The sequence below is a fragment of the Algoriphagus sp. Y33 genome (genome assembly GCF_014838715.1).
Lineage (GTDB): Bacteria > Bacteroidota > Bacteroidia > Cytophagales > Cyclobacteriaceae > Algoriphagus.
Genome location: NZ_CP061947.1, coordinates 4,388,696 through 4,412,559 on the forward strand (window position 1 = coordinate 4,388,696; position 23,864 = coordinate 4,412,559).

General features: G+C 41.2%; 29 protein-coding genes. 15 read left to right on the forward strand and 14 right to left on the reverse strand.

The window, feature by feature from the left end; genetic code table 11:
* The first annotated feature begins 15 nt into the window (after window positions 1-15).
* The 4 genes from ID165_RS17635 to hemE all read left to right on the forward strand — a co-directional run bounded on the left by ID165_RS17635 (window position 16) and on the right by hemE (window position 2,868).
* Window positions 16-597, forward strand: coding sequence for a hypothetical protein (locus tag ID165_RS17635; RefSeq protein ID WP_192346525.1), 582 nt, complete (start codon window positions 16-18; stop codon window positions 595-597).
* A 2-nt stretch (window positions 598-599) separates the two neighbouring features.
* A complete protein-coding gene (locus ID165_RS17640; protein ID WP_192346527.1) occupies window positions 600-1,115 on the forward strand; it encodes a hypothetical protein in 516 nt (171 codons plus the stop codon).
* A gap of 79 nt (window positions 1,116-1,194) precedes the next feature.
* Complete coding sequence (locus ID165_RS17645) at window positions 1,195-1,716, forward strand: hypothetical protein (protein ID WP_192346529.1); 522 nt, start codon at window positions 1,195-1,197, stop codon at window positions 1,714-1,716.
* A 129-nt stretch (window positions 1,717-1,845) separates the two neighbouring features.
* Window positions 1,846-2,868 (forward strand): uroporphyrinogen decarboxylase, encoded by a 1,023-nt coding sequence (gene hemE / locus ID165_RS17650; RefSeq protein WP_192346532.1) that lies wholly within the window; start codon window positions 1,846-1,848, stop codon window positions 2,866-2,868.
* Between the two features lie 123 nt (window positions 2,869-2,991).
* On the opposite strand, the gene ID165_RS17655 is transcribed toward hemE, so the two are convergent.
* Complete coding sequence (locus ID165_RS17655) at window positions 2,992-3,798, reverse strand: MOSC domain-containing protein (RefSeq protein ID WP_192346534.1); 807 nt, start codon at window positions 3,796-3,798, stop codon at window positions 2,992-2,994.
* A 38-nt stretch (window positions 3,799-3,836) separates the two neighbouring features.
* Entirely contained in the window at window positions 3,837-4,001 is a 165-nt protein-coding gene (locus ID165_RS17660) for a hypothetical protein (protein ID WP_192346536.1), read from the reverse strand.
* Between the two features lie 236 nt (window positions 4,002-4,237).
* On the opposite strand from ID165_RS17660, the gene dnaK reads away from it, so the two are divergent.
* A complete protein-coding gene (gene dnaK / locus ID165_RS17665; protein ID WP_192346538.1) occupies window positions 4,238-6,163 on the forward strand; it encodes a molecular chaperone DnaK in 1,926 nt (641 codons plus the stop codon).
* Between the two features lie 123 nt (window positions 6,164-6,286).
* Window positions 6,287-6,661 carry a co-chaperone GroES family protein gene (locus ID165_RS17670; protein WP_192346540.1) on the forward strand — a complete coding sequence of 125 codons (375 nt, stop codon included), beginning with the start codon at window positions 6,287-6,289 and terminating at the stop codon, window positions 6,659-6,661.
* A gap of 71 nt (window positions 6,662-6,732) precedes the next feature.
* Here the strand turns inward: ID165_RS17670 and ID165_RS17675 are convergent, their stop codons facing one another.
* The 6 genes from ID165_RS17675 to rocD form a co-directional block, all read right to left on the reverse strand.
* Window positions 6,733-7,017, reverse strand: a complete 285-nt coding sequence (locus ID165_RS17675) for a hypothetical protein (protein ID WP_192346542.1) — start codon at window positions 7,015-7,017, stop codon at window positions 6,733-6,735.
* A 295-nt stretch (window positions 7,018-7,312) separates the two neighbouring features.
* Window positions 7,313-8,512, reverse strand: a complete 1,200-nt coding sequence (locus ID165_RS17680) for a porin (protein WP_192346544.1) — start codon at window positions 8,510-8,512, stop codon at window positions 7,313-7,315.
* 93 nt (window positions 8,513-8,605) lie between these two features.
* Window positions 8,606-9,904: an ammonium transporter gene (locus tag ID165_RS17685; RefSeq protein WP_192346546.1), complete on the reverse strand. Its 1,299-nt coding sequence runs from the start codon at window positions 9,902-9,904 to the stop codon at window positions 8,606-8,608.
* A 521-nt stretch (window positions 9,905-10,425) separates the two neighbouring features.
* Entirely contained in the window at window positions 10,426-11,394 is a 969-nt protein-coding gene (gene hemB / locus ID165_RS17690; protein ID WP_192346548.1) for a porphobilinogen synthase, read from the reverse strand.
* 3 nt (window positions 11,395-11,397) lie between these two features.
* Window positions 11,398-12,051 (reverse strand): HAD family phosphatase, encoded by a 654-nt coding sequence (locus tag ID165_RS17695; protein ID WP_192346550.1) that lies wholly within the window; start codon window positions 12,049-12,051, stop codon window positions 11,398-11,400.
* A gap of 137 nt (window positions 12,052-12,188) precedes the next feature.
* Window positions 12,189-13,424 carry an ornithine--oxo-acid transaminase gene (gene rocD, locus ID165_RS17700; RefSeq protein WP_192346553.1) on the reverse strand — a complete coding sequence of 412 codons (1,236 nt, stop codon included), beginning with the start codon at window positions 13,422-13,424 and terminating at the stop codon, window positions 12,189-12,191.
* 76 nt (window positions 13,425-13,500) lie between these two features.
* Here rocD and ID165_RS17705 point away from each other — a divergent pair, with 76 nt between their 5' ends.
* The 8 genes from ID165_RS17705 to ID165_RS17740 all read left to right on the forward strand — a co-directional run bounded on the left by ID165_RS17705 (window position 13,501) and on the right by ID165_RS17740 (window position 17,156).
* Complete coding sequence (locus ID165_RS17705) at window positions 13,501-13,659, forward strand: DUF5522 domain-containing protein (RefSeq protein ID WP_192346555.1); 159 nt, start codon at window positions 13,501-13,503, stop codon at window positions 13,657-13,659.
* Between the two features lie 102 nt (window positions 13,660-13,761).
* Window positions 13,762-14,004 carry a 50S ribosomal protein L28 gene (rpmB, locus tag ID165_RS17710; RefSeq protein WP_192351650.1) on the forward strand — a complete coding sequence of 81 codons (243 nt, stop codon included), beginning with the start codon at window positions 13,762-13,764 and terminating at the stop codon, window positions 14,002-14,004.
* Window positions 14,005-14,035: 31 nt separating this feature from the next.
* Complete coding sequence (gene rpmG, locus ID165_RS17715) at window positions 14,036-14,218, forward strand: 50S ribosomal protein L33 (RefSeq protein ID WP_057939355.1); 183 nt, start codon at window positions 14,036-14,038, stop codon at window positions 14,216-14,218.
* 38 nt (window positions 14,219-14,256) lie between these two features.
* Complete coding sequence (locus tag ID165_RS17720; RefSeq protein WP_082632367.1) at window positions 14,257-14,409, forward strand: DUF4295 domain-containing protein; 153 nt, start codon at window positions 14,257-14,259, stop codon at window positions 14,407-14,409.
* Between the two features lie 90 nt (window positions 14,410-14,499).
* A complete protein-coding gene (ftsY, locus tag ID165_RS17725; protein ID WP_192346557.1) occupies window positions 14,500-15,456 on the forward strand; it encodes a signal recognition particle-docking protein FtsY in 957 nt (318 codons plus the stop codon).
* Between the two features lie 272 nt (window positions 15,457-15,728).
* Window positions 15,729-16,568 carry an SPFH domain-containing protein gene (locus ID165_RS17730; protein WP_192346559.1) on the forward strand — a complete coding sequence of 280 codons (840 nt, stop codon included), beginning with the start codon at window positions 15,729-15,731 and terminating at the stop codon, window positions 16,566-16,568.
* A 2-nt stretch (window positions 16,569-16,570) separates the two neighbouring features.
* Entirely contained in the window at window positions 16,571-16,750 is a 180-nt protein-coding gene (locus ID165_RS17735) for an Arc family DNA-binding protein (protein WP_192346561.1), read from the forward strand.
* A 61-nt stretch (window positions 16,751-16,811) separates the two neighbouring features.
* Window positions 16,812-17,156, forward strand: coding sequence for a hypothetical protein (locus ID165_RS17740; RefSeq protein WP_192346562.1), 345 nt, complete (start codon window positions 16,812-16,814; stop codon window positions 17,154-17,156).
* 14 nt (window positions 17,157-17,170) lie between these two features.
* Here ID165_RS17740 and ID165_RS17745 read toward each other — a convergent pair whose 3' ends face one another.
* Window positions 17,171-18,664 carry a TolC family protein gene (locus ID165_RS17745; protein WP_192346564.1) on the reverse strand — a complete coding sequence of 498 codons (1,494 nt, stop codon included), beginning with the start codon at window positions 18,662-18,664 and terminating at the stop codon, window positions 17,171-17,173.
* Window positions 18,665-18,847: 183 nt separating this feature from the next.
* On the opposite strand from ID165_RS17745, the gene ID165_RS17750 reads away from it, so the two are divergent.
* Entirely contained in the window at window positions 18,848-19,612 is a 765-nt protein-coding gene (locus ID165_RS17750; RefSeq protein WP_192346566.1) for a class I SAM-dependent methyltransferase, read from the forward strand.
* Here the strand turns inward: ID165_RS17750 and ID165_RS17755 are convergent.
* Genes ID165_RS17755 through ID165_RS17775 form a run of 5 tightly spaced genes read right to left on the reverse strand, consistent with a single transcriptional unit; the run spans window position 19,609 to window position 23,831 of the window.
* On the reverse strand, window positions 19,609-20,571 hold the full coding sequence (locus tag ID165_RS17755) for a glycosyltransferase family 2 protein (RefSeq protein ID WP_192346568.1): 963 nt from the start codon (window positions 20,569-20,571) through the stop codon (window positions 19,609-19,611). The two genes, ID165_RS17750 and ID165_RS17755, sit on opposite strands and share 4 nt — an antisense overlap.
* Window positions 20,571-21,533 carry a glycosyltransferase family 2 protein gene (locus tag ID165_RS17760; protein WP_192346570.1) on the reverse strand — a complete coding sequence of 321 codons (963 nt, stop codon included), beginning with the start codon at window positions 21,531-21,533 and terminating at the stop codon, window positions 20,571-20,573. The genes ID165_RS17755 and ID165_RS17760 overlap by 1 nt, the downstream gene beginning before the upstream one ends.
* 1 nt (window position 21,534) lies before the next feature.
* Window positions 21,535-22,071 carry a DUF4199 domain-containing protein gene (locus tag ID165_RS17765; protein ID WP_192346572.1) on the reverse strand — a complete coding sequence of 179 codons (537 nt, stop codon included), beginning with the start codon at window positions 22,069-22,071 and terminating at the stop codon, window positions 21,535-21,537.
* 10 nt (window positions 22,072-22,081) lie between these two features.
* A complete protein-coding gene (locus ID165_RS17770; protein ID WP_192346574.1) occupies window positions 22,082-22,594 on the reverse strand; it encodes a DUF4199 domain-containing protein in 513 nt (170 codons plus the stop codon).
* Window positions 22,587-23,831, reverse strand: coding sequence for a dihydroorotase (locus tag ID165_RS17775; RefSeq protein WP_192346576.1), 1,245 nt, complete (start codon window positions 23,829-23,831; stop codon window positions 22,587-22,589). The genes ID165_RS17770 and ID165_RS17775 overlap by 8 nt, the downstream gene beginning before the upstream one ends.
* Window positions 23,832-23,864 lie beyond the last annotated feature (33 nt).

Consider the following 23,864-nt stretch of genomic DNA (forward strand, 5'->3'; position numbering starts at 1 on the left):
AAAAACATCGATCAAGTGAAATACAGATTAATTACCCTGTTAGTATTACTACCATTCATGAGTTTTGCGCAAGAACGAGGAGTTGGAATCCGTCTGGGAGAGCCGCTTTCCATTACTTACAAAGATTTCATCAGTGATTACATTTCCATTGAAGGAATGATAGGAAGTGCAGGCATAAACGGTGCAAACTATTATCAACGAAATTTTGAAAAAAAACTTCCTGAGCCAAACGCATTTTACGTTTCCCACAGTGCCAGTAAAGGGCTTTCTTTCAATGTACGTTCTGCATATCATGAGGACATTACAGATATTTTTGGCATCACTCAAGGATACCTACTTGCCTACGGGGGCGCAGGCATTCAGTTAAGAACCACCAAAGTCACTTATTCTTATGTAGATGGACTTACTTCTTCCCTAGTGAAAAAAGACAGCCGTACAAATGTTGATTTTGGACCCGAAGCATTTATTGGTGCAGAGTACTATTTTGATGATGTGCCGATCTCTGTGTTTGGTGAAGCCGGTTTTTTTCTAGAATTGATTGACCGCATAGGCCATGTCAAAGGCCAGGGAGCAATCGGAGTTCGTTACCTTTTCTAAAAATGAAAAAAATATTGGTTTTAGCCATTGCGGTACTGAGCATTCTTACGATCGTAGGATATTGGGGCTTTGGCAAATTAGGCGGGAACACCCCTATTGAAGTACAACTGATCAAAACCAAACCCGAGAATCTTGCTGGTATAACCTACAGAGGAACTCCGGGTAACAAGGATTTGGGGGAGGTTTTCCTAAAGATCGAGACTCAAAAAGAGCTGCATCCCGGAAGCCTCCTTCATACCATTTATGAAGTAGAGCCTGCAGGAAAGCATGACACCATGGTTGTATTTGTCGCCATCAATCAAACGTTGCCAATTCCGGATTTAGAGTTTCGTTCCTTTGACAATAAGAGTTACCTACTTGCCACAATAAAAAGTAATAAATGGGTAATGCCGAACCCGGAGAGTGTTAAGAAAAAACTGAATAATTACGCAAAAGAGAATAAGTTGGAACTCAGTGGCGTTTATATAGACAAAATCATCTCTGAAAACGAAGTTCAGGTCATTGCACCAATCAGGTAAAAAGAAGTTAAGGATTTTTAACCAACCATTTAATGGCACAATTCGTGAAAGCATCTTACTAACCTTAACAAACTACTGTATGAAAAATATAAACTTATTAATTTTGGCTCTATTTGGGATGTTTGTATTCCAAGGATGCGAAGGGCCGCAGGGACCGCGTGGTGCTGATGGTGAACCGGGCGTTAACATTGTATCGGAAGTTTTTGAAGTAGAAGTGGATTTTACTGCTGACAATGATTACATGGACACTAGATTTTTTGAACCGCCGATCATAGAAAGTGATGTAGTACTTGCTTTTGTAATGTGGGAAGCGGACGGAGCAACTCCTATCTGGAGAGCAATGCCCCAGACAACATATTTTCAAGGAGGAGCTATTTTAGTATATAATTACGATTTCACCAGCAGTGATTTTAGACTGTTCTTAGATGGTGACGTGGACTTTGCTTCACTTGACGCATCCTATACAGAAAACCAACTGTTCCGTATAGTTGTTGTGCCCGGTGATTTCGCTTCCGCAAATGCCAGAATTGATTTAACTGACTATAATGCTGTGACTCAACTTCTTGGACTAACCGATGAAGATTTTAAACGAATAGAATAGAAATAACACCTTAAAACATTACCCTAAACCAACTGATTACCGCAAGCTGGATCGATGTCTTACATAGGTCCAGTTTTTTTATGTCCTCATTTTACCTACCAAAATTAAATTGGCTCTTATCTTTGTACCATGCATTTGAAAAACGACCTCTTACTCCGAGCCGCTAAAGGCGAACCTACAGAACGAACTCCCGTCTGGCTGATGCGCCAGGCAGGACGGATTTTGCCTGAATACAGAAAAGTAAGAGAAAGTGTCAGTGGATTCATTGAACTTGCACAAACTCCCGAACTTGCTGCCGAAGTGACGATACAACCGGTGGATTTACTGGGAGTGGATGCTGCTATTATTTTTTCAGACATTTTGGTGATTCCTGAAGCGATGGGCTTGCCTTATGAAATGGTAGAAAAAAGAGGTCCGTTATTCCCTAATACAGTACGATCTGAAGCTGATCTTAAGAAGCTGCATATCTCGGATGGTTCAGAACTTCGATACGTGACGGACGCCATTTCCATCACCAAAATAGCCTTGAATGGCCGTGTACCATTAATTGGTTTTGCGGGTGCGCCGTGGACTATCTTTTCCTACATGGTGGAAGGGCATGGCAGCAAAACATTCTCTACGGCCAGAGAAATGCTTTATACTCAACCGGCATTTTCCCATAAACTGCTTCAGATGATAACTGATAGCACGATCAATTACCTGAAAGCCCAGATCGAAGCAGGAGCACAATTGGTGCAACTCTTTGATAGTTGGGCGGGAATATTGGGGCCAAAACAATACTCGGAATTTTCTTTGCCTTATATCGCCCAAATCTGTGACGCCATTACCTCAGTTCCGAAAACTGTGTTTGCCAAAGGTGCATTCTTTGCCAGAGAAGAAATGGGCAAATTAACTTGCGAAACGATAGGTTTGGACTGGAATATGGGAATAGCCGAATCAAGAAAATTGATCGGGTCAGATAAAACATTGCAGGGAAATCTAGATCCTGCCGCACTTTACGGTACCGCCGACCAAGTGCGTGAAGCGACTATAGAAATGATGGCGCAATTCCGGGGCACGAGACACATTGCCAATCTTGGCCATGGCGTATATCCGGATATTAATCCTGAAATGGTCAAAGTCTTTATTGAAACGGTGAAAGAGTTTAAATAAGCAAAAAGAATTAACCGAGGGCAACAAAGTTATATGCGGACCCCAAAAAGTCATCCTGCTTCTCCAGAAGCAGGATTTCTCTGTTTAAATATCCTAGCTTCATTGATGTATATTTACCCGTAATTACATCAACTTAAGTTCGTCTCCAACCTTGATAACTCCTGTTGACAAAGCAACCATATTTTGCCCAAAAAGAATTTTGTTGCCGACTTTTCTATAGGTAGCCAAGGTTTTCAATGGCTCCGCACCTTTTATCCCCGTCTCTTGCTCCACAGTTATCAACACACAGCGGGCACATGGTTTTACTACCTGAAAATTGACATCACCTATTTGCATTTTCCCCCAGGAATCCTCTATAAAAGGTTCTCCGCCCGAAAAGACAATATTGGGGCGAAAGCGATTCATTGACACAGGAGCTCGCAAGCGGAAATTGAGATCAGTCAGGGATTTTTGTCCTATAAGCAAATAAGGCATTCCATCGGCAAAACTTACCGATTCTCCATTTACAGCATACCTTGGATCCACTTTTCGCTCCGTGGTACTTGGCATTTTCACCAAACGCACCCCCATACCCAACACGTCACTAAACCAATCGTCAAATTCCTTTGCGACCAACCGGGCAGCCATCTTATCATCCCAAACCTCTACCGAAGATATTTCTTCCCCTGCGGCGTCAAAGGGAATACGAATCAATTTACTAGGGTTGGAAAGGTGATATACAGTGAGTGAATCATCTCCGATTTCGACCTTTATCGCCGCCATAAGCGGGAATTTACGCTGAGAGATGAATTTACCCGTTTCATCCACCAGCATCCATCGCCGGTCTAATTCAAATCCCCTTTCTTCAACCTTAGCTTCGGAGAGCCTTATTCCGGCAAGGGATTTAATTGGATAAACATATATGTCTTGGATAAGTAACGATTCTGGCATAACCTAAAAATAAGTCTCTATGCTAGAAAATGCCTTCTTCAGATGAAAAAATTTTTAGCGAAAGAAGCAAATTCTTTCAAATAACTCCACACCGAAGCCACTATTTCCAATTCTCTATTGGCGGTAAGTATGCCTACTCCCAGCAAAATCACCAGACACCAGCGACATTTCTCGTTCATATTTCCCCTAAAAAATGGTTTCATTATAACTAGTAGATGCAAGTGAAGGCTAATTGGTTGCAAACCCAGATTGATTTTTCTTTAAAACTGTCAGCTTGGACATTTAGTATGAAGAAATAAATGACAATTCAGTGTTTTTCTTCCCTTCCACATGTCAACTTTTCTGCCAATGTGACACAAAATGCTGTGAATTCTCAGATGGCACATCCATTGAAGAAAGGGAGTTATATCAATTTGAAATAACTTAAAAACATATAATCATGGGAAAAATCATAGGCATTGACTTAGGAACCACCAACTCCTGCGTAGCAGTGATGGAAGGTAATGAACCTGTAGTCATCCAAAACAGTGAGGGAAGAAGAACCACACCTTCAATTGTGGCTTTCCTTGACAACGGAAACGGTGAGCGTAAAGTGGGAGATCCTGCCAAACGCCAAGCTATCACTAACCCTCAGAATACGATTTCTTCAGTGAAAAGATTCATGGGCAAAAAATTCTCCGAGATTTCCGAGGAGAAAAAACATGCTTCATATAAAGTGGAAAAAGGATCTAACGACACGGTAGCCGTAAAGATAGGTGACCGTTCTTATACTCCACAGGAGCTTTCTGCTATGATCCTTCAGAAAATGAAGAGCACTGCCGAAGACTTCTTGGGTCAAACAGTGACCGAAGCAGTTATTACAGTTCCGGCATATTTCAACGATTCCGAGCGTCAGGCTACCAAAGAAGCCGGTCAGATCGCAGGTCTTGAGGTTAAACGTATCATCAACGAGCCAACTGCTGCGGCATTGGCATATGGTATGGACAAAAAGCATCAGGATATGAAGATCGCCGTGTATGATCTTGGCGGTGGCACCTTTGACATCTCTGTATTAGAACTTGGTGACGGAGTATTCGAAGTAAAATCTACCAACGGTGATGTTCACCTCGGTGGTGATGACTTTGATCAAGTGATCATGAACTGGCTAGCTGAAGAATTTAAATCAGAAGAGCAAATCGATCTGAGACAGGATCCTATGGCGCTTCAGAGACTGAAAGAGGCTGCCGAAAAAGCAAAAATCGAACTTTCGAGCTCTGCTTCTACTGAAATCAATCTTCCTTATATCACCGCAACTCAAACCGGACCTAAGCACTTGGTAAGAACTTTGAGTCGAGCTAAATTCGAACAACTATCCGAAGATTTGGTGAGAAGATCTATGGAGCCTTGTAAGAAAGCTTTAGCAGATGCCGGCTTGACCCCTTCCGATATTGATGAAGTGATCTTGGTGGGAGGTTCGACGAGAATCCCAAAAATCCAAGAAGAAGTTGAGAAATTCTTCGGCAAGAAGCCTTCCAAAGGAGTTAACCCTGATGAGGTAGTAGCTATAGGAGCAGCAATCCAGGGTGGAGTATTGACAGGTGAAGTGAAAGACGTTCTTCTCTTGGATGTGACTCCGCTTTCTCTCGGCATTGAAACAATGGGGGGTGTATTCACCAAATTGATCGAGTCTAATACCACTATCCCTACCAAAAAGTCAGAGACATTCTCAACTGCTGCTGATAATCAGCCTGCTGTGGATATTCACGTACTTCAAGGAGAGCGTGCCATGGCCAAGGACAACAGAACAATTGGTAGATTCCAGCTTTCCGACATTCCACCGGCACAAAGAGGTGTTCCTCAGATCGAAGTGACTTTTGACATTGATGCTAACGGTATTCTAAATGTATCTGCAAAAGACAAGGGAACAGGCAAAGAGCAGAAGATCAAAATCGAGGCTTCTTCAGGGCTCTCTCAGGAAGAAATCGACAGAATGAAATCCGAAGCAGAAGCAAATGCTGCATCTGATAAAGCTGAAAAAGAGAAAATCGATAAATTGAACCAAGCCGACAGCCTAGTATTCCAAACGGAGAAGCAGTTGAAAGAATATGGAGACAAGCTTTCCGAAGGCAACAAAACTGCAATTTCAGGAGCACTTGAAACTCTTAAAGCTGCACATCAATCTCAAAACCTCGCAGGAATTGATTCCGCAATGGAAGGATTGAACAAAGCTTGGGAAGCTGCCTCTACGGAAATGTATAATGCCGCGGGAGCTGAAGGAGCGGGAGCAGCGGGAAATGACACAAATGCCGGTGCAGGATCTACTGATGCCGGTGATGGAGTCTCTGATGTGGATTACGAAGAAGTAAGCGAAGAAGAGAAAAAATAATAGCACCCTAAGCTAGACCAACTCAAAGGGCATCTGTGTAAAAACAGATGCCTTTTTAGTTACAGAGCCATTGATTAAGAATTTTGACTCTTATATAAATTTGATCAGTAGAAACCATAAGCCATGCAATTGACAGCAGAGAATAAACTTAAAAAATTGATTGTAGTGGGAGATCGGGTGTTGATCCGACTAAAAAAACCCAATGAAAAAACAGGGTCAGGTTTATACCTCCCACCCGGGATTCAGGAAAAAGAAAAAGTACAACAAGGCTACATTATCAAGGCCGGTCCCGGATATCCAATCCCGGTGGCTACCGATGATCATGAACCCTGGATGGACAGTGAAGAAAAGGTGAAATATGTTCCTCTTCAAGCCAAAGAGGGGGATTTGGCGATATTTCTGCTTACGGGAGCACATGAAGTTATTTACGAAGGAGAAAAATACTATATAGTCTCCCAAGCAGCAGTGCTTATGCTAGAAAGAGAACAGGATTTATGAGCGAAATACAAAAAGCCCGGCATTTACCGGGCTTTTTCAATTAACCTATTTAACATTTATCAAAAGGAAGTTTAATCCTCCCAGACTTTTTTGTTTTTAGCTTTCGGTCCTTTTAGTGGTTGTTCTCTTCGAACAAATACCGTTTCAGTTTGCACGTCTTCCCGTTTCCACACCTTCTCATTTTTGGCCGCAGGCCCCTTGAGTTCCAATGGCTCTATTTTAAACTTTAATGGCGAAGCATTTGCTGCACGTTCAGCAGCAGTTGCGTTCTTAGCTTTTGGACCTTTCAAGGTAGATTGCGAAAATCCCACTGCCGATACCATCATAATTGCAAGCAATAATACCGATCTCTTCATAACATGTATTGTTTAAGTTACACTCACTTATCTATACTTATACGTCAAGAAAAGGTTACGTAAAATCAGTATTATTTAGATGTTTTTCGATAAATCGTAAAATTATATTCTTTAAATTTTAAATACACTTATTTTATTTAGCTTCAAAATAACCTAACAACTCAATTTACAACAGCATTTTCGGGAAAATAAGCTTCGGGAAAAACCCACTTTAAAGTTTAACCCGGGGAAAATAAAAAACCGGGATGAAATTCATCCCGGCTTTAAAGATTAACAATAGACCCTGTTTATATTTTTAGAAAGCAAATACTGCAGCCAACATAAATGACGCTAAGCTCTTTGAATCATTCAAATCATTATCTTTAAAGAAGTCCTCACTCATAGAGTCCAATCTTAATTCGGGAATAAGTGTTAGGTTTTTGTTTATTCTTACGTTACCTGAAAGCGTAGTAGCAAAAACACTTCCTTCACCTCCATCTACAGCAGGTCTATCCAGACCAACCACTCCGTCAAGCCCTCCATTAAACACGCTGAAATATTCTCCTCGAAGACCGATGGAAAACATATCAGAAGTCTTTGCCTGCAAATAACCCGCAACACCAAAGAATCCTGCACCATCACCGTCCAGATCATCTATGCTCGATCCGTTATAAATTTCTCCCGCAGAAGTGGTATTATAGGTAGTGTTTAATCCTAGATAGATCGTCTCGGACAAATCGATTCCGGCTGTCAAATCCACCTGAAACAAACTTCCCATAGAGGACTGCCCAGAAACCAATGACTGACTATCTGTGTCAAGCTTGCCGTCTTGATCACCATATACAAAGTTTAAATACGCGCTTCCTGCATCAGCAGAATAACCCAATTGAGCTCCGAGTGTATATGTTCCCAAAAGATTAAATTCCGTCATATCTGTAGGATTCATCACGGCCGCTGCCAAAGACCACTTATCAGAAAGTGCAAAGTCCGCTTTCAAACCGGTGTGAGAGAATGGGCCATAGGAGAACATATATGAAGTGGAATAATTGAAGTTAGCGGTTGGGGAAATCACCTCGTACCCAAGAAAGGTATTGAAGTTCCCCATGGTTAAAGTCACCACATCGTTCACATTCCAGTACACATAGAGTTGATTCACAATCTGAGAACTACCGGCCATTCCTCCTGCATACATAGGAGAGCCAAAAACAGCATCTTCTCCTCTTGGTCCAAACACCAAATCCGCTACAGCTCCCACTTTCTCGCCTTGGTAAGTCGCAATTATATTTGCCATGCCCAAAGAAAAGCCTGGAAGATTGGCAAATGAGGAAGCTGGAGCTTGAATATTTTCGCCCTTGTTAGGGCCATTAAAATTTGTTCTAAAATACGCATCGACAGAACCGGAGAAAGTCAATTTAGACGGCTCGCTTTCTTCCTCGACAATGGTGACTTCCTGAGCAAAGCTCATGGAAGAAACTGAAAGCAGCAACGCAACTATGGATAGTTGAAATTTTTTCATGTTACAAATTGGTAATGGTTTAAAATAGGATTGATCAAATAAAGCCCACCAAGGGAAGAGCTCCTCCCCTGGCAGAGCAATGTTTTCTATAGACTATTCGTCGTAAACAATAGTATAGCCGCGGATTCCATGTTCGTGCGAGTCCAAGCCGTTACGTTCATGCTCTTCGGAGACACGGATACCTACCGTCTTTTTCAGGACAAAGAATATTAGGAAAGCAGCAGAGAAAGCAACAACTCCACATATAGCCACGCCTGTTAATTGTGTCAAGAAAGTGTGATCAGGATTGGTAGAAAAAATACCAACGGCCAGAGTCCCCCATATACCGCAAGTCAGATGGACAGAAACCGCACCAACCACATCATCAAGCCTAAACTTATCCAACAGCACCGCTGAATACACTACCAATATCCCTGCAACAAAACCTACAAATACCGCAGCCAAAGGATTGATCACATCAGCTCCGGCTGTAATACCTACAAGGCCGGCCAGTATGCCGTTAAGCACCATACCCAGATCCAAGCGTTTAAAGACTAAGTTCCCGGCAAGGAATCCTCCCAGCCCACCGGCACATGCAGCCAGACAGGTAGTTACCAACACAAATGAAACCAACGCAGGATCTGCGGATAATACTGAGCCTCCGTTAAACCCGAACCAGCCCAACCACAGCAAGAACACACCTATTACTGCCAAAGGAACACTTGACCCAGGCTTGTCCACAGTCTTACCGTTGACATATTTCCCGATTCTAGGACCAACTAATATTACACCTGCCAGTGCTCCCCATCCGCCTACTGAGTGAACCAAAGTACTTCCTGCGAAGTCATAGAAGCCCATCGCATCCAATGCTCCACCGCCCCATTTCCAGCTGCCGATTAATGGATAGACAATCCCTACATACAATAAGGTAAAAACCAAGTAAGCCCAAAGTTTTACCCGTTCCGCAATAGCTCCCGAAACTATCGTAGCCGCTGTAGCAGCGAACATCGCCTGAAACAAGAAGTCAGTCCAGTAGGTATAACCTCCGTCAGCGTATCCAGTGCCCACATCTGCATCTCCGGGAGAAAACCAGAACATGCTCCATCCCGATGCATCAAAACCAAACCATCCCGGCGTTTCAAACCCAGGATACATCAGGTAAAATCCCACTAGGGCATAGGACAAAATACCGATAATGGGAGTAATCGTGTTTTTAAATAGGATGTTTACTGTGTTTTTGGCTTGGCCAAACCCTGCCTCCACTCCCGCAAATCCCAAGTGCATAATAAACACGAGGGCAGTGGAAAGCATCATCCAAACATTGTTTGTCGTAAGGAGGTTTTGTGAAATCTCAGCAGACAAGTCCATTGTTGCGGCCACATCTTGGGCCAACAGTGTTGTGAAATACTTCATAGGTTAGATATAGTTAAAAGAACAATTTTCAGAATTTACGATAGGTTTACGACGCATTACTTGAATCGAATGTAATTATATTATTGGTAAAAAAACAAATCCATTTTTACATTTTCAGCATAAAAACATAATTTTAAATGTCATTTTATATCCATTTTTTACATTTTTTGCAAAAAAATACATGATATAGGTCATTTTGAGAACCTAACTATATTAAAAATATTATTTGGATAAAATCTATAATATTCTTCAAGGATGGCTACCATGCCCCCTTATCAGAACTTTATCGAAAAATAACCTATGTATTTGAGATAATATTTTGATAAATGAAAAATAACAGTTTTTTAAGTCAGCTTATGTGTTTTACGAAAAATATAAATTTTTGGAAAATCGATTTTTTTTCACGTCACTACCTTAAAAAATTACAATGAAGCACATAAAATGGATCAAAATATAAACCTACTGACATAAAAAAACCGGAGTAATCCGGTTTTTCATGTAAAAAAAAGAAGTACTGTTCACTATCTCACAAAACTTGCATATTCTTTGGCAAAATATGTAAGAATCACCTTCGCCCCGGCACGTTTAATACTCAGTAAGATCTCAAGCATAGCCCGGTCGCTGTCAATCCAGCCTCTTTCCGCGGAGGCCTTCACCATACTATACTCACCTGACACATTGTAAGCCGCTATTGGCAAAGGGAAGTTTTCTTTTAGCAGCCTAATAATATCCAGATAAGAGAGAGCAGGCTTCACCATTAGAAAATCCGCACCTTCTTCCGTATCCAAGCCACCTTCGATCAAGGCCTCCTGAGAGTTTGCCGGATTCATCTGATAGGTCTTCTTATCACCAAACTTGGGGGCAGAGTCCAATGCATCTCTAAAAGGCCCATAGAATGCGCTTGCATACTTGGCTGTATAAGCCATAATAGATGTATCTGTAAATCCGCTTTCATCCAATATTTCACGAATGTATCCAACTCGCCCATCCATCATATCCGAGGGACCAATAATATCGACCCCTGCATCTGCTTGGGCGAGGGACATCCTAGCCAAAATTTCCAACGTCTCATCATTTAAAATTTTTCCGCCCTTCACTAATCCATCGTGACCATCGCTACTGTATGGGTCCATTGCCACATCAGACATCAGACAAACTTCAGGAAACTGCTTCTTAATTTCCCGCAACCCCTTTAAATAAAAAGTCTCAGGGTTATAACTTTCGGAAGCCACAGTATCCTTCAAGTCATCAGGATAAGCGGGAAACACATCAAATGCCTGTATTCCAAGTTTCAAGCAACTTTCGATTTCACCTAGCATCGTATCGATGGAAAAACGATAAATCCCAGGCATAGAGTCTATCCCCTCCCGCTTATTAAGACCATTCACAAGAAACATCGGAAAAATCAGATCTTTTACTGAAAGGTTAGTTTCTTCTACAAGGTTTCTTACGGCTTCGGATTTTCGATTTCTTCGGGGTCTGCGTAGCATAATTTATTTGAAAAGGTTCTTAATCTGATCTATTGACAATTCTCTGTAATCATGAATATAACTACTGCACTTCGGCAACTCTCCTTTAGTATGGCTGGACAATACTCCGACTACTTTCATCCCTGCATTTAATCCTGCACTAACCCCCGAGAAAGAATCCTCAAACACTAAGCAGTTTTCAGGCCTTACACCAAGCTTGGACGCAGTTTGTAGATACACCTCCGGATCTGGTTTGTGCATAGACACATCTTCCGAAGCGAGCTGTGACTGCATCTGCCCTCCTATCCCCAGCGCACCTATGATTAGATCCAAGTTAGCGCGAGGTGCAGAAGTCGCAACCGCAGTGGGTAGACCTGTTGATTTTAACTCGGAAAAAAACTCTATAAAGCCTGAAATAGGATCAACTTCAGCTTTATAAATTTCTCTAAACAACCCCTCTTTCTCCTCTTCGAGCAACGCCAACTCCTCTCCCTCTATTTTCCTCCCAAGGAAATGACTCAGGATATACCCATTATTCTTGCCATACATATGCTCTGCATACTCAGCTTCAGTGGGGTTAAGATTCCTTTTCGCGAAAAAACGCTGGAAAGCAATGGAATGAAACGGATTGGTATGGCAAATCACCCCATCCATATCAAAAATGACAGCTTTTAACATGTGTTGGTTCAGTTTTATTAATGATGCAAAACTAAGCATAAGACAATTAAAAAACCTCCCTGGTTCCAGAAACACGGGAGGTCAATCGAAGGTCAAAACCTTACTTATTCCACAAATCCTTTAGGCACCCCAGGTCATCATCCTTCAAAATTCACTATGGTAGACTCAATTATATCACAGCACTCATGGATCTGCTCTTCAGTCATCACCAAAGGCGGAGCAAATCGAATGATATTGCCATGGGTGGGTTTTGCCAACAATCCATTGTCTTTCAAAGCAATACAAATATTCCAAGCGGTACTGCTTTCTTCAGAATCATTGATCACTATGGCATTGAGAAGACCTTTTCCCCTGACCAACTTCACGAGATCTGATTTCTCAACCAGCTTCTGCATTCTCAACCGAAATACATTGCCTAGCTTCTCGGAATTTTCGGCCAGTCTTTCGTCTTTCACCACTTCCAAAGCTGTCATTGCGATCCGCGCCCCCAGCGGGTTCCCTCCAAAAGTAGACCCATGTTGTCCCGGCTTGATGACATTCATCACGGCATCGTCAGCCAACACAAGGGAAACAGGATAAAACCCACCTGAAACAGCTTTCCCCAAAATCAGGATATCGGGTCTAACATTTTCATGATCTACTGCAAGCAATTTTCCCGTGCGGGCTATTCCCGTCTGAATCTCATCGGCGATAAAAAGAACATTTTTGGCTTCACATGCAGCTTTTGCCTCCTTTAGATAATTTTCTCCCGGCACATACACGCCCGCCTCGCCCTGAATAGGCTCCACCAAAAACGCAACCACATCCGGATCATCCACAACTGTTTTCAGCGCATAAAGATCATCATAAGGTATCTTTACAAATCCTGCAGTGTAAGGACCGAAATTCTTCCGTGCATTTTCATCGTTGGAAAAAGAAATTATTGTCGTTGTTCTTCCATGAAAGTTATTTTCCGCAACGACAATTTTAGCATGGTTTTCATCCACACCCTTTTTCTCGTATCCCCATTTTCTTGCTATTTTGATAGCTGTCTCCACTGCCTCAGCCCCCGTGTTCATTGGGAGCACTTTGTCAAAACCAAAATAGTCAGAGAGGTATTTTTCGAAAGGACCAAGCACATCATTATGAAAAGCCCTAGAAGTCAAAGTGAGCGTACCAGCCTGATCTATCAATGCATCTTTGATACGGGGATGACAATGTCCCTGATTAACCGCTGAGTAGGCTGACAAAAAATCATAGTACCGCTTTCCTTCTACATCCCAGAGAAAAACACCCTCCCCCTTCGCCAACACGACCGGCAATGGATGATAATTATGGGCACCGTACTTATCTTCTAATGCTATTGCTTGTTTGCTTGAACTAATAGTCTGCATGTTTTTCGTAATTTTGTGTACTATACTAATAAGGAGTCCTCCAAGGCCAAATATAGCAATTGCCTTTACCCTAACCATGAAAGATCCCAAGAAGCCCCTCCCAACCCCAGCATTAAGTTCGGAAGACTTTTATTTCAATGCTCAGGGATTGATGGTTTTCACCAAAAAGTACCACCTAAAACGGGGCTATTGCTGTGGAAGTGGCTGCAAACATTGTCCCTATCCAAAAGCCTGAGGTAAAAGGAAATATTTTTGAAATGCATTGTTGCAAATCCCCGAAAAGTTCCGATATTTGCAGACTCATTACAGAAACGGATACAATTTACTATACATTACCATGGCAAAAGTTTGTGACATTACCGGAAAAAGACCTCGAGTAGGTAACAACGTCTCCCATGCAAACAACAAAACTAAGCGTAGATTCTCCCCTAATCTTCACAAGAAGACGTTCTACGTTCCAGAAGAAGATGCATGGATCACTTTGAAAGTTTGTACTAAGGCATTGAAGACTATCAATAAGAAAGGTATCACTGCGGTTTTGAAAGAGGCTCAGGATAACGGGATGATTGTAATCAGATAATCAAGGTCACGACCCTTAAATCAATACAAAGATGGCTAAGAAAGGCAACAGAGTACAAGTGATTATGGAATGCACGGAGCACAAAGCTTCCGGTCTGCCAGGTACTTCAAGATATATCACTACCAAGAATAGAAAAAACACTACTGAAAGATTGGAATTGAAAAAATTCAACCCAATCATGAAGAAAGTAACTGTTCATAAAGAAATTAAGTAATCTAGCTCGGAAGCAATTCCGTTAAAAACGACAAGACCATGGCTAAGAAAGTAGTAGCAACCCTTAAAAAAGAAGGTGGCGTGTCTTACGCCAAAGTAATCAAAGCAGTAAGATCTGAGAAGACTGGCGCTTATACCTTCAGAGAAGAAATGGTTCCTTCCCCTCTGGTACAGGAAACCTTGAAAAAATAAGTTGCAATCGCAACATAAGGCATTCTAGTCCCTCTGTCCATCGGTCAGCAGGGACTTTTTCGTTATATTCCACTTTTAAAACGCACATGTATGGGTATCTTTGGTTTCTTTTCAAAAGACAAGAAAGAAAGCCTCGATCAAGGCCTTCAGAAATCAAGCGAAAATATTTTTACAAAACTCAGTAAAGCCGTCGTCGGCAAGTCCAAAGTGGACGATGAGGTTTTGGATGAATTGGAAGAAATTCTAATCACTTCGGATGTGGGTGTAGATACCACCATCAAAGTCATCAGAAGGATTGAAGAGCGGGTCGCTAGAGATAAATATGTCAACACTGCCGAGCTTGACATTATTCTCAAAGAAGAAATCGAAAATCTTCTCAAAGAGAACAACTCTCAGGATCTACTGGACTTTGATCTACCCGAAGGTAAAAAACCTTATGTAATCATGGTAGTAGGTGTGAACGGTGTGGGCAAAACTACCACTATCGGAAAACTTGCCAATCTATTCCATTCAGCAGGAAAATCTGTGATTTTAGGCGCCGCCGATACATTTAGAGCCGCAGCCGTAGACCAGTTGATTCTATGGGGTCAGCGAGTAGGTGTGCCCGTGGTTTCTCATGGGATGAATACAGATCCTGCTTCTGTGGCATTTGATGCCGTAAAACAAGGAGTAGACTCTAATGCCGACGTGGTCATCATCGATACAGCCGGTCGACTTCATACCAAAGTGAATCTAATGAATGAGTTGGGAAAAATCAAACGGGTTATGCAGAAATTTATCCCTGATGCTCCTCATGAGATTCTACTCGTATTGGATGGGTCCACGGGACAAAACGCCTTTATCCAGGCAAAAGAATTTACGAAAGTAACAGAAATCACTGCTCTTGCCATTACCAAATTAGACGGTACCGCCAAGGGGGGGGTAGTAATCGGCATCTCAGATCAATTTAAAATCCCTGTGAAGTATATTGGCGTTGGCGAAAAAATGACCGACCTCCAAATTTTCAATCGAAAGGAATTTGTCGACTCACTCTTTAAAAAGAAGTAAATAAGCAATAGATTCTGCGGTGATGCCAACTACCATATTTCCCTTATTTTATTGGCAAAACTACCGATGCATCACCACATCTAGGCAGGCCAAAGTGACTAAATGATAAATTCCATCTAATGCTTAAATCTCTTTAGTGGCAGAAAAGCGGATAACCCAACCAATCTTAATCTGATGCTCCGATCACTCTCGGAGCATTTTTTTTCATGAAATGGAACTTTATTTTATTTTTACCGTAATTCAAAATGATATCATTTTAACATCATATTAACATGGAAAAAATAACTAAACCCATTTCAGGATACGCGATGATCTTGCTCATTATTGTCCTATTCATTTTAGCTCTCTTACTTACCAGTCATCAAGGGCTAATTTTCATTAGTATTTTGGCTGCGGCAACTTCCCCTGGCTTCTTCATTGTCGAACCAAACAAATCTATGGTCCTCCTACTTTTCGGTGAATATAAAGGAAGTGTAAAAGCCAATGGCTTCTATTGGGTAATTCCATTTATGACAAAAAAGAAAATCTCATTGCGGGTACGGAATTTCGAAAACAAACCGGTAAAAGTTAACGACAAGATCGGCAACCCCGTAATGATTGGAACCATAGTTGTATGGCAAGTGGAAGACACATTCAAGGCTACATTTGATGTAAATGACTATGAAAACTTTGTCCATTTACAATCTGATGCAGCTATAAGGAAAATGGCCGGTCTCTATCCCTATGATAATTTTGAGTCGGAAGAAGCTGAAATCACGTTGAGATCAGGGGTGGAAGATGTAAATCACTCTCTAGAACAAGAAATCAGTGAGCGGCTCCACCATGCCGGAATCAAGGTGATTGAAGCTAGAATATCACATCTAGCCTACTCCTCGGAAATTGCTTCCGCCATGCTCCAAAGACAACAGGCCACAGCGATAGTAGCTGCTAGACAAAAAATAGTAGAGGGGGCTGTGGGAATGGTAGAGATGGCATTGGCAGATCTTAAACTCAAAGAAATTGTAGATTTTGACGAGGAGAAAAAAGCTGTAATGGTCTCTAATCTAATGGTGGTACTCTGCTCTGACAAAAGTGCGAGTCCGGTACTCAATGTAGGAACATTAAATCAGTAATAATGCCAAAGAAGAAAGCATTTGCACTACGGCTGGACGAGAATATGATGAAAGCACTCGAAAAATGGGCTGCTGATGAGTTCCGTAGTACCAATGGCCAACTTGAATGGATAGTGCGGGAATCTTTAAAAAAATCAGGTCGCTTACCAAAGCATGAATCAAGCAATCCAAATCTAGATTAAAATATAAAACTGCACTATAGAATAATTTTGAGTATATTTCTAGAATAAATCACTAAAAATTATGAAAAAACTAATATTTGTATTGTTCCTTTTAGTTGGGGTTGTTTACCTATCCCCATCGGAGGCTACAGCTCAAGAGGTAAGCTCTGCAGCGGTAGATGCCAAGGTTCAAGAAAAAGTAAAAAAGTCCATAGCGCAACTTGAAAAATATAAAGGGCAGCACGAAAAAGCCGTTGAAAAGCGCATAGATCTTAGAACAGACTTTGAGAAAAAAAATTCTGCGGGCAAGCTTTCTCCTAATGATGTAGCAAAAATCACCAAGAAAATTGACAAGCACTCCAAATCAATAGAAAAACTGGAGAAAAAGATGAAAAAGTTAGAAGTTTATATCAGCGAGAACTCATAAATCTGTTTCCAAATTTAATCTAGCTCAGGAGCATAAAGCAACTCCCCATTTTCGAAATCGTATAAAGTAAGGGCTCTTAACTCATAGTAGGCCATCCAATAATCACGTAAGGATTCATAAAAGGCTCTTTTATTAGAGTCTTTTTCATTTTGGGCAATATTGAGATTCGTAATAGTAACATTGCCTGTCTGATATCTTCGTAATGCTATATCATACCTTCGCTGAGCCACATCATCGGCTACTTTCGTGACATTCAACCGCTCCTTTATCATCAAGAAATTTTTAACCTTAGTGAAGATTTCCTCTTCAAAATTCACCATATCCTGCTGGACTGTATAATCAACTAACCGTTGATTTGCCATGGATTGTGCCATTCGGGCCTTACTTCTACCCCAGTCCAGAATAGGCACTGAGACTCCTAAATTCACCAAGGCCTGAGTGTTTGGGTTTTGATAAACATCTCCCCAAGAGTACGCAGTGTTATTTGTACCATAGCTGGCGTTTAATGTAGCTTCGAATCGCTGCCCCCTCGCCTGAGCTACCTCAGCTTCAGCTTCAAGTCTCCTTCGATCAAACCCCAAGGATTCTGACCTATTTTGAAATGCCAAATCTATCGCCTGCTCCACATCCACATGAAAGTCGGGGATTTCTGTAGGCGAAAACAATTTAATCTCAGTATTCTGGTTAAGTCCAATATAAGAATTCACAGCGAACAAAGAACTTTCCAAAGAAAGCTTGGCCTGTGCTAAATCCTGTTGTGCCTGCAAGGCCTGAAGTTCTATTTGAAGTAAGTCATCCTCATAAGTCATCCCTTTTTCATACCGCTTCTTTTCGATTGAGTAAATCCCTTCCGAATTTTCAAGATTTTTTGTGGCGATTTCAACATTCACTTGCGCAATCAAGAAATCAAAGAACAATGATGTCACCTGCATGGAAACGCTTTCCATTTCCTCAACATATTCCCGCTTGCTTTCTTCGAAAAGTAAAGGTGAAATTTTCTTATTCCACTTAAATGGATTGTATGCAAAAATCGGCTGTTGCAAACTGATATTAACCGGAGTGCCTAAAAACTGGGTTCTTGGCTCGTTCAGGTCGTTTCTAAAATTATCAAAACGACTGCTGGATGTGTTAACTGAAATCACTCCTCCTGTAGGTGCGATTACTTGCTGTAGCCCCAGACCAAGATCAACCAAGTTCTGATTAACCTCCCGATATCCTATTGATCCGTCAGGCTGAGTAACACCACTATAGGATCGGGTATAAGAAGGAATAGTTCCATTGAATCTAAGCTGGGGGTTGTAATCTGCCCTAAATTGGCGAAACTCCCAATATCTATTCTCTTTAATTGTCTTGGCCCGGAGTGAAGCAGGAGAATTATCCTTTGCCTGCTGAACCAGCTCCCTCAAAGTAAAGGTTGGCGTGTCCTGCGCCGTCACAACATTAATTGATGATCCACTAATAAGCAGTATAGTAAAGCATGGTAAAAAAAGTGATCTTTTGATTTTCATAAAGGCGCTATCTTAATTTGAAAAAGGCTAACTATTCACATCAACTAAAATACTGATTGATTCACCACAAACAAGAATCTTATTGCATTTGAAATCCTAAAAAACCTAAAAAAAGCAAAACATCCATTTAAATACCACTCCTTTTACCCCTTTGCGTAACTTGCAGTCTGATCAAAATTTATCATGAAGTCCATCATCAGTTTCGTTATACGATACGTCCCTAGACCATTATTGCAACGGGTAAGCCCTTTCGTCATGCAAGTTTTTGCAAAGCTAAATTCAGGGAAGGCTGTCACATGCCCAGTTTGCGGTCAAAGCTACAAAACATTTCTACCTTATGGCCGAATTGCAAGAGCAAATGCACTTTGCCCCAATTGCCTATCTCTGGAGCGTCATCGATTGATGTGGCTTTTCCTCAAAGAGGAAACAAACTTTTTCACAGCTCCACTCCGGGTGCTTCATGTTGCTCCCGAACATTGCTTTATTGAGCGGTTTGAAGCGCTGACAAACTTAGATTATATCACCGCCGATATAGAATCCCCACTGGCTAAAGTCAAAATGGATGTTCACGATATTCCATTTCCCGAAAACAGCTTTGATGTCGTCTTCTGCAACCATGTTTTGGAGCATGTAGAAGACGATTTAAAAGCTTGTACTGAGTTTAACCGTGTATTAAAGCCAGACGGATGGGGCATAATCCAATCTCCTGTATACCCTATCGAAAAGACCTTAGAGGACAAAACCATAACGGAACCCGCCGAACGCGAACGCATATTTGGACAGAGAGACCATGTGCGGAAGTTTGGAAAGGATTATGCCAAACGCCTTAGGAAATCAGGACTACAAATTGAAGAAAATTTGTTTGTAAAAGAGATCTCTCCTGAATTGGTAACGCAAAATGCACTTCCCTCAGAAGAAGTTATCTTTGTATGTAGAAAAGGGAATTAACCTTTTACGGACTTATTCAAGAGCTCATAAGGCAGCCCAAGCCCGTAAGACCAGAGTTGTAAAATTGAAGTAACATAACTCAATAGACCTACTTTTACAGAACGATTATGAAAGGTGGATGAAAGGATCACACCGACGCTCCAGATTAGGAACATGTATAAATTGAGATGGAAGAGCGGTTTATACACTAAATACAAAAGGGGAATTGAAAGACTAAACAACAGAAATGCCGTTGGTAACCAATGAACAATGGCAATGGCTCCAGGTTGAAATCTAGAAACATTCACCCGATTTCTCCCAAAAGAAAAAGCCTGTCTGACAAATGAAAGCAATGTGTTTTTGCGCTTATGGTACACATACGCTTCCTGAATCAATTCCAGCCTGAAGCCCGCCTTTTTAATCCTTATACTCCACTCTATATCTTCGCCACGATTAGGATCCAAAAAACCTCCTATCGTTTCAAAAACCCTTCGGGAAACCCCCATATTGAATCCGCGGGCCTGGTACTTGGACGGATCTTTTATTTTACCACGGATTCCACCGGTCGTCCAAATAGAAGTCATAGCAAAATCCATCGCTTTTTGTAATTCCGAAAAATCATCCTTCGCTGCATCAGGTCCTCCAAAAGCATCAAGACCTCTATCCTGAATGGCATTCGAAAGCTTTTCTAAATAATCGGAGGGCAAAATCACATCAGAGTCGAGGATAACAAAAAAATCACCGGAGGCAATTTTCATCCCATTGTTTCTGGCAAATCCCTGTCCTGTATTGGACTGTGACAAATAATGGATACACAGCTTTACATCAAAATCATTGACAACATTTTTCGAATCCTGCGTGGAGCCGTCTTCAATCACGATTACCTCAAAATCAGCGAAAGTCTGCTCTGTAAGGCTAAGTACTAATTCGCGTAACTCTTCGGGACGATTGTAGACCGGTATGATTACCGAGAACTTCATCAAAAGTCGAAGTTTATCTCCTCGTCAATTTTATATTCCGTTTCCTTGGATTGATTGGAAGTCATCAACTCCGCAATGAATCCTGTCACAAAGAGCTGGACCCCTATAATCAAAGCCACCAATGCTAAAAAGAATAGGGGTTGGTCGGTTATTTCCCTGACTTTATGCCCTTTGCTTAATCCATAGACTTTTTCAAAGATCAACCAACAGGTAATTATAAATCCAGCCAAAAATGAAAAGCTCCCCAAGAAACCAAAAAAATGCATGGGCTTCTTTTTATATCGATGCACAAAAGACACAGAAATCAAATCCAGAAAACCATTTAAAAACCGCTCTAAGCCAAACTTGGAATACCCATATTTTCTAGCCTGATGTTGAACAACTTTCTCTCCTATTTTGCCAAATCCATTCCATTTGGCAAGCAGTGGAATGTATCTATGCATCTCCCCATAGATCTGAATATTTTTTACAACCTTAAGGCGGTACGCCTTTAATCCACAATTGAAATCATGAAGTTTGATTCCGGAGATCCACCTTGTTACTCCGTTAAAAAACCGGGAAGGAATAGTTTTACCTAACGGGTCATGACGCTCCTTTTTCCAGCCGGACACCACATCAAACTTTCCTTCCATAATCATCACGTACAGTCCAGGGATCTCGTCCGGACTATCTTGCAGATCAGCATCCATGGTAATCACTACATCTCCACATGCTTTCTTAAACCCCGCATCCAGTGCAGCTGATTTGCCGTAGTTTCTGGTAAAATTAACACCTTTCACCACCGTAGAGTCGTGCGAAAGAGAATTGATAATTCCCCAGGAACTATCTGTACTGCCATCGTTTATGAAAATCAACTCATAAGAAAAGCCGTGATCATGCATGACACGGCTAATCCATTGAGTTAATTCAGGCAGAGACTCCTCCTCGTTAAATACGGGAACTACAACTGAAATTTGTGGCATATTAATACGAGAAATCTTCCTTTTTCTGGTTTATAGCTGCCACTATCAGCCCAAGGATTATTGCACCAAAAATTGCTGAAATAAATGTTGATACTGCAAAGAATTCAGGTGTTTGCATAAATTTCATAAAAGCTGGCAAACTATCAGGATCGGGAGCAGTTCCTCCCATTTGTTCCTGAGCCTGCATTTGAGCTTCAATAATAGAATCCACATATGTAGGATCTATGAATTTCATATATAAATAAAATCCAACACTACGTAAAACACCTCCTAATAAACCAACTAGAAGGCATATCACAAATGCCTTACCGAAAGCCAACAGGCCTGAATTCTCAGTTCTGTATTCTTTTGTAGCTAAAAAATAAATTGTAAAAGCGATGCCAACGGTTAAAAGAAATGAGATAATACCTGAGGCAATACTGGAAGAATTGCCTTGTAGACCTAGCATAGCCGTTATATAGGTGTATATAATTCCAATTAACCCGTAGATTAATCCCCATTTTTTAACTGTCTCAGATATTGGTGCCGAATTTTCCATGATTTGCTCGTTAGTTAGGATTTTTCCTTAAAATAATAGATATAATAATAGTAAAAAACAGTCCGGGAATGATTTTCCACAGCGCATCATTTAAAGCGATATCAAATGGCACCATGTTTTTGATGCTTTCCATGGTCAAGTCAAAAGAACTTTCCCCCACCTGCGTGATTATTGATTCCTTGCTACTTTCCAATACAGCAAGCTTTGAATCTTTAACCTGAACAAATAGCTCCGGGTGTATTATCAGTACTATCCATATTCCTCCCAAAGAAATAACTGCTTCCAACATATAAGCCACAAAACCTACAGACATGCCCTCTGCAAAAGACAAATAGCCCTCGTTGCTATATTCTTTGAAGAATTTAATAGCCAAAAATATGGCAATCGGAGTAATAATATAGCCAAAAATCAGCGTAAGATTGGTGGGATCGGGATAAAGGAATGACAACGTGATAAAAGCAAGGATACTCAAAGCACCAGCAAAACCTCCAAACCTATATGATGAACTAAAGTACTTATACATCCACTTCTATTAGCTGACCCTTTTGAATCACGTACTTCACTTTTCCTTTAAGATCACTTCCAAACCAAGGTGAATTGGATGAAAGTGATTTATTAGATTTTTCATCATACGTCCAATCAGCTTCAGGATCAAAAATTGTCCAGGACTGAGTTAGTTCATGAGGCAATATTTCTTTGGGACCACTTGTAATCTTTTCGATTAATAATGGCCATCCAAGTTCATTTTTAAGCAAAGCCATAGCAGGAAGAAACGTCTGCAAACCAACCATCCCGAAATGAGCAAGATCAAATTCCATAAACTTAGAATCTCTGTCTTCCGGCTGATGGTTGCTCACCAATGCGTCTATTGTACCATCCTTAATACCTTCAATCAAAGCTTCTCGGTCAGTATCTCCCCTGAACGGCGGTAATACTTTAAGATTTGGATCAAACTCCATCAAATCGGAGTCACTAAACAGCAGCTGATATATAGAAATATCCGCTGTCACATTTAATCCTTCAGCTTTTGCACCCCTTATGAGGCTAACTCCCTTAGCGGTGTTGATTGTCTGAAAATGAATCCGCCCTCCTGTATAGCGAACAATTTCTAAATTTCTTTGAATTGCAACATCTTCTGCAAGGTTAGGCATTCCTTTCACTCCAAGCATTGTGGAATTATCCCCTTCGTGCATATGCCCAAAGATTGCTAATAAAGGATCGTAGGCATGATCAAACAACACGCCATTAAACTTCTGCAGGTATTGAAGTGCCTTCATGTATCGGTCCCCATTTGCTAAAGGCTTCCTTCCTTCACCAAAAACAAAGACTCCTGATTGGTGGTGCATATCAAGGATCTCAGTGAAATTCTCTCCTTCGGTATCCTTGGTTACAGCCCCCTGAATCAAAAATTCCGGAGTATATCTTTTTGCCCTATTCAACACAAAATCTACATCTCCTTTTGACTGAATAACCGGCTCTGTATTTGGGAGAATGACAGCCGCAGAAAAACCACTGGTAACTAGACATTCCGCAAGACTTTCTATCGATTCTTTATACTCGTGTCCAGGCTCTCCCACCCCACATCGAAGATCTATCCAACCATGCGACAAAAGCCAGCCGGTAGCATCAATTTCCTGATCATAATGTGAAGTGTTGCTTGAAGCTATAGGTGTAAACTCTCCCTTTTCAAAAACGTAATCCTCAGGTTCTCCCAAACCATCAGGATGTATAATACAGAGACCTTTAAATAGAACGGACATTCAAATTTAATTTGATGCAAAACTGCAATAATA

What these genes read in the sequence shown, in the direction of transcription:
- ID165_RS17750 (WP_192346566.1), top strand. Translation starts at nt 18,848, where the DNA reads ATGAAGTCCATCATCAGTTTCGTTATACGATACGTCCCTAGACCATTA.
- ID165_RS17775 (WP_192346576.1), bottom strand. Translation starts at nt 23,831, where the DNA reads ATGTCCGTTCTATTTAAAGGTCTCTGTATTATACATCCTGATGGTTTG.
- ID165_RS17680 (WP_192346544.1), bottom strand. Translation starts at nt 8,512, where the DNA reads ATGAAAAAATTTCAACTATCCATAGTTGCGTTGCTGCTTTCAGTTTCT.
- hemE (WP_192346532.1), top strand. Translation starts at nt 1,846, where the DNA reads ATGCATTTGAAAAACGACCTCTTACTCCGAGCCGCTAAAGGCGAACCT.
- ID165_RS17770 (WP_192346574.1), bottom strand. Translation starts at nt 22,594, where the DNA reads ATGTATAAGTACTTTAGTTCATCATATAGGTTTGGAGGTTTTGCTGGT.
- ftsY (WP_192346557.1), top strand. Translation starts at nt 14,500, where the DNA reads ATGGGTATCTTTGGTTTCTTTTCAAAAGACAAGAAAGAAAGCCTCGAT.
- ID165_RS17705 (WP_192346555.1), top strand. Translation starts at nt 13,501, where the DNA reads ATGAAAGATCCCAAGAAGCCCCTCCCAACCCCAGCATTAAGTTCGGAA.
- ID165_RS17765 (WP_192346572.1), bottom strand. Translation starts at nt 22,071, where the DNA reads ATGGAAAATTCGGCACCAATATCTGAGACAGTTAAAAAATGGGGATTA.
- ID165_RS17695 (WP_192346550.1), bottom strand. Translation starts at nt 12,051, where the DNA reads ATGTTAAAAGCTGTCATTTTTGATATGGATGGGGTGATTTGCCATACC.
- ID165_RS17745 (WP_192346564.1), bottom strand. Translation starts at nt 18,664, where the DNA reads ATGAAAATCAAAAGATCACTTTTTTTACCATGCTTTACTATACTGCTT.
- ID165_RS17755 (WP_192346568.1), bottom strand. Translation starts at nt 20,571, where the DNA reads ATGAAGTTCTCGGTAATCATACCGGTCTACAATCGTCCCGAAGAGTTA.
- ID165_RS17735 (WP_192346561.1), top strand. Translation starts at nt 16,571, where the DNA reads ATGCCAAAGAAGAAAGCATTTGCACTACGGCTGGACGAGAATATGATG.
- ID165_RS17730 (WP_192346559.1), top strand. Translation starts at nt 15,729, where the DNA reads ATGGAAAAAATAACTAAACCCATTTCAGGATACGCGATGATCTTGCTC.
- rpmB (WP_192351650.1), top strand. Translation starts at nt 13,762, where the DNA reads ATGGCAAAAGTTTGTGACATTACCGGAAAAAGACCTCGAGTAGGTAAC.
- ID165_RS17640 (WP_192346527.1), top strand. Translation starts at nt 600, where the DNA reads ATGAAAAAAATATTGGTTTTAGCCATTGCGGTACTGAGCATTCTTACG.
- ID165_RS17655 (WP_192346534.1), bottom strand. Translation starts at nt 3,798, where the DNA reads ATGCCAGAATCGTTACTTATCCAAGACATATATGTTTATCCAATTAAA.
- ID165_RS17675 (WP_192346542.1), bottom strand. Translation starts at nt 7,017, where the DNA reads ATGAAGAGATCGGTATTATTGCTTGCAATTATGATGGTATCGGCAGTG.
- dnaK (WP_192346538.1), top strand. Translation starts at nt 4,238, where the DNA reads ATGGGAAAAATCATAGGCATTGACTTAGGAACCACCAACTCCTGCGTA.
- ID165_RS17670 (WP_192346540.1), top strand. Translation starts at nt 6,287, where the DNA reads ATGCAATTGACAGCAGAGAATAAACTTAAAAAATTGATTGTAGTGGGA.
- hemB (WP_192346548.1), bottom strand. Translation starts at nt 11,394, where the DNA reads ATGCTACGCAGACCCCGAAGAAATCGAAAATCCGAAGCCGTAAGAAAC.
- ID165_RS17760 (WP_192346570.1), bottom strand. Translation starts at nt 21,533, where the DNA reads ATGCCACAAATTTCAGTTGTAGTTCCCGTATTTAACGAGGAGGAGTCT.
- ID165_RS17720 (WP_082632367.1), top strand. Translation starts at nt 14,257, where the DNA reads ATGGCTAAGAAAGTAGTAGCAACCCTTAAAAAAGAAGGTGGCGTGTCT.
- rpmG (WP_057939355.1), top strand. Translation starts at nt 14,036, where the DNA reads ATGGCTAAGAAAGGCAACAGAGTACAAGTGATTATGGAATGCACGGAG.
- ID165_RS17660 (WP_192346536.1), bottom strand. Translation starts at nt 4,001, where the DNA reads ATGAAACCATTTTTTAGGGGAAATATGAACGAGAAATGTCGCTGGTGT.
- ID165_RS17740 (WP_192346562.1), top strand. Translation starts at nt 16,812, where the DNA reads ATGAAAAAACTAATATTTGTATTGTTCCTTTTAGTTGGGGTTGTTTAC.
- ID165_RS17645 (WP_192346529.1), top strand. Translation starts at nt 1,195, where the DNA reads ATGAAAAATATAAACTTATTAATTTTGGCTCTATTTGGGATGTTTGTA.
- ID165_RS17685 (WP_192346546.1), bottom strand. Translation starts at nt 9,904, where the DNA reads ATGAAGTATTTCACAACACTGTTGGCCCAAGATGTGGCCGCAACAATG.
- rocD (WP_192346553.1), bottom strand. Translation starts at nt 13,424, where the DNA reads ATGCAGACTATTAGTTCAAGCAAACAAGCAATAGCATTAGAAGATAAG.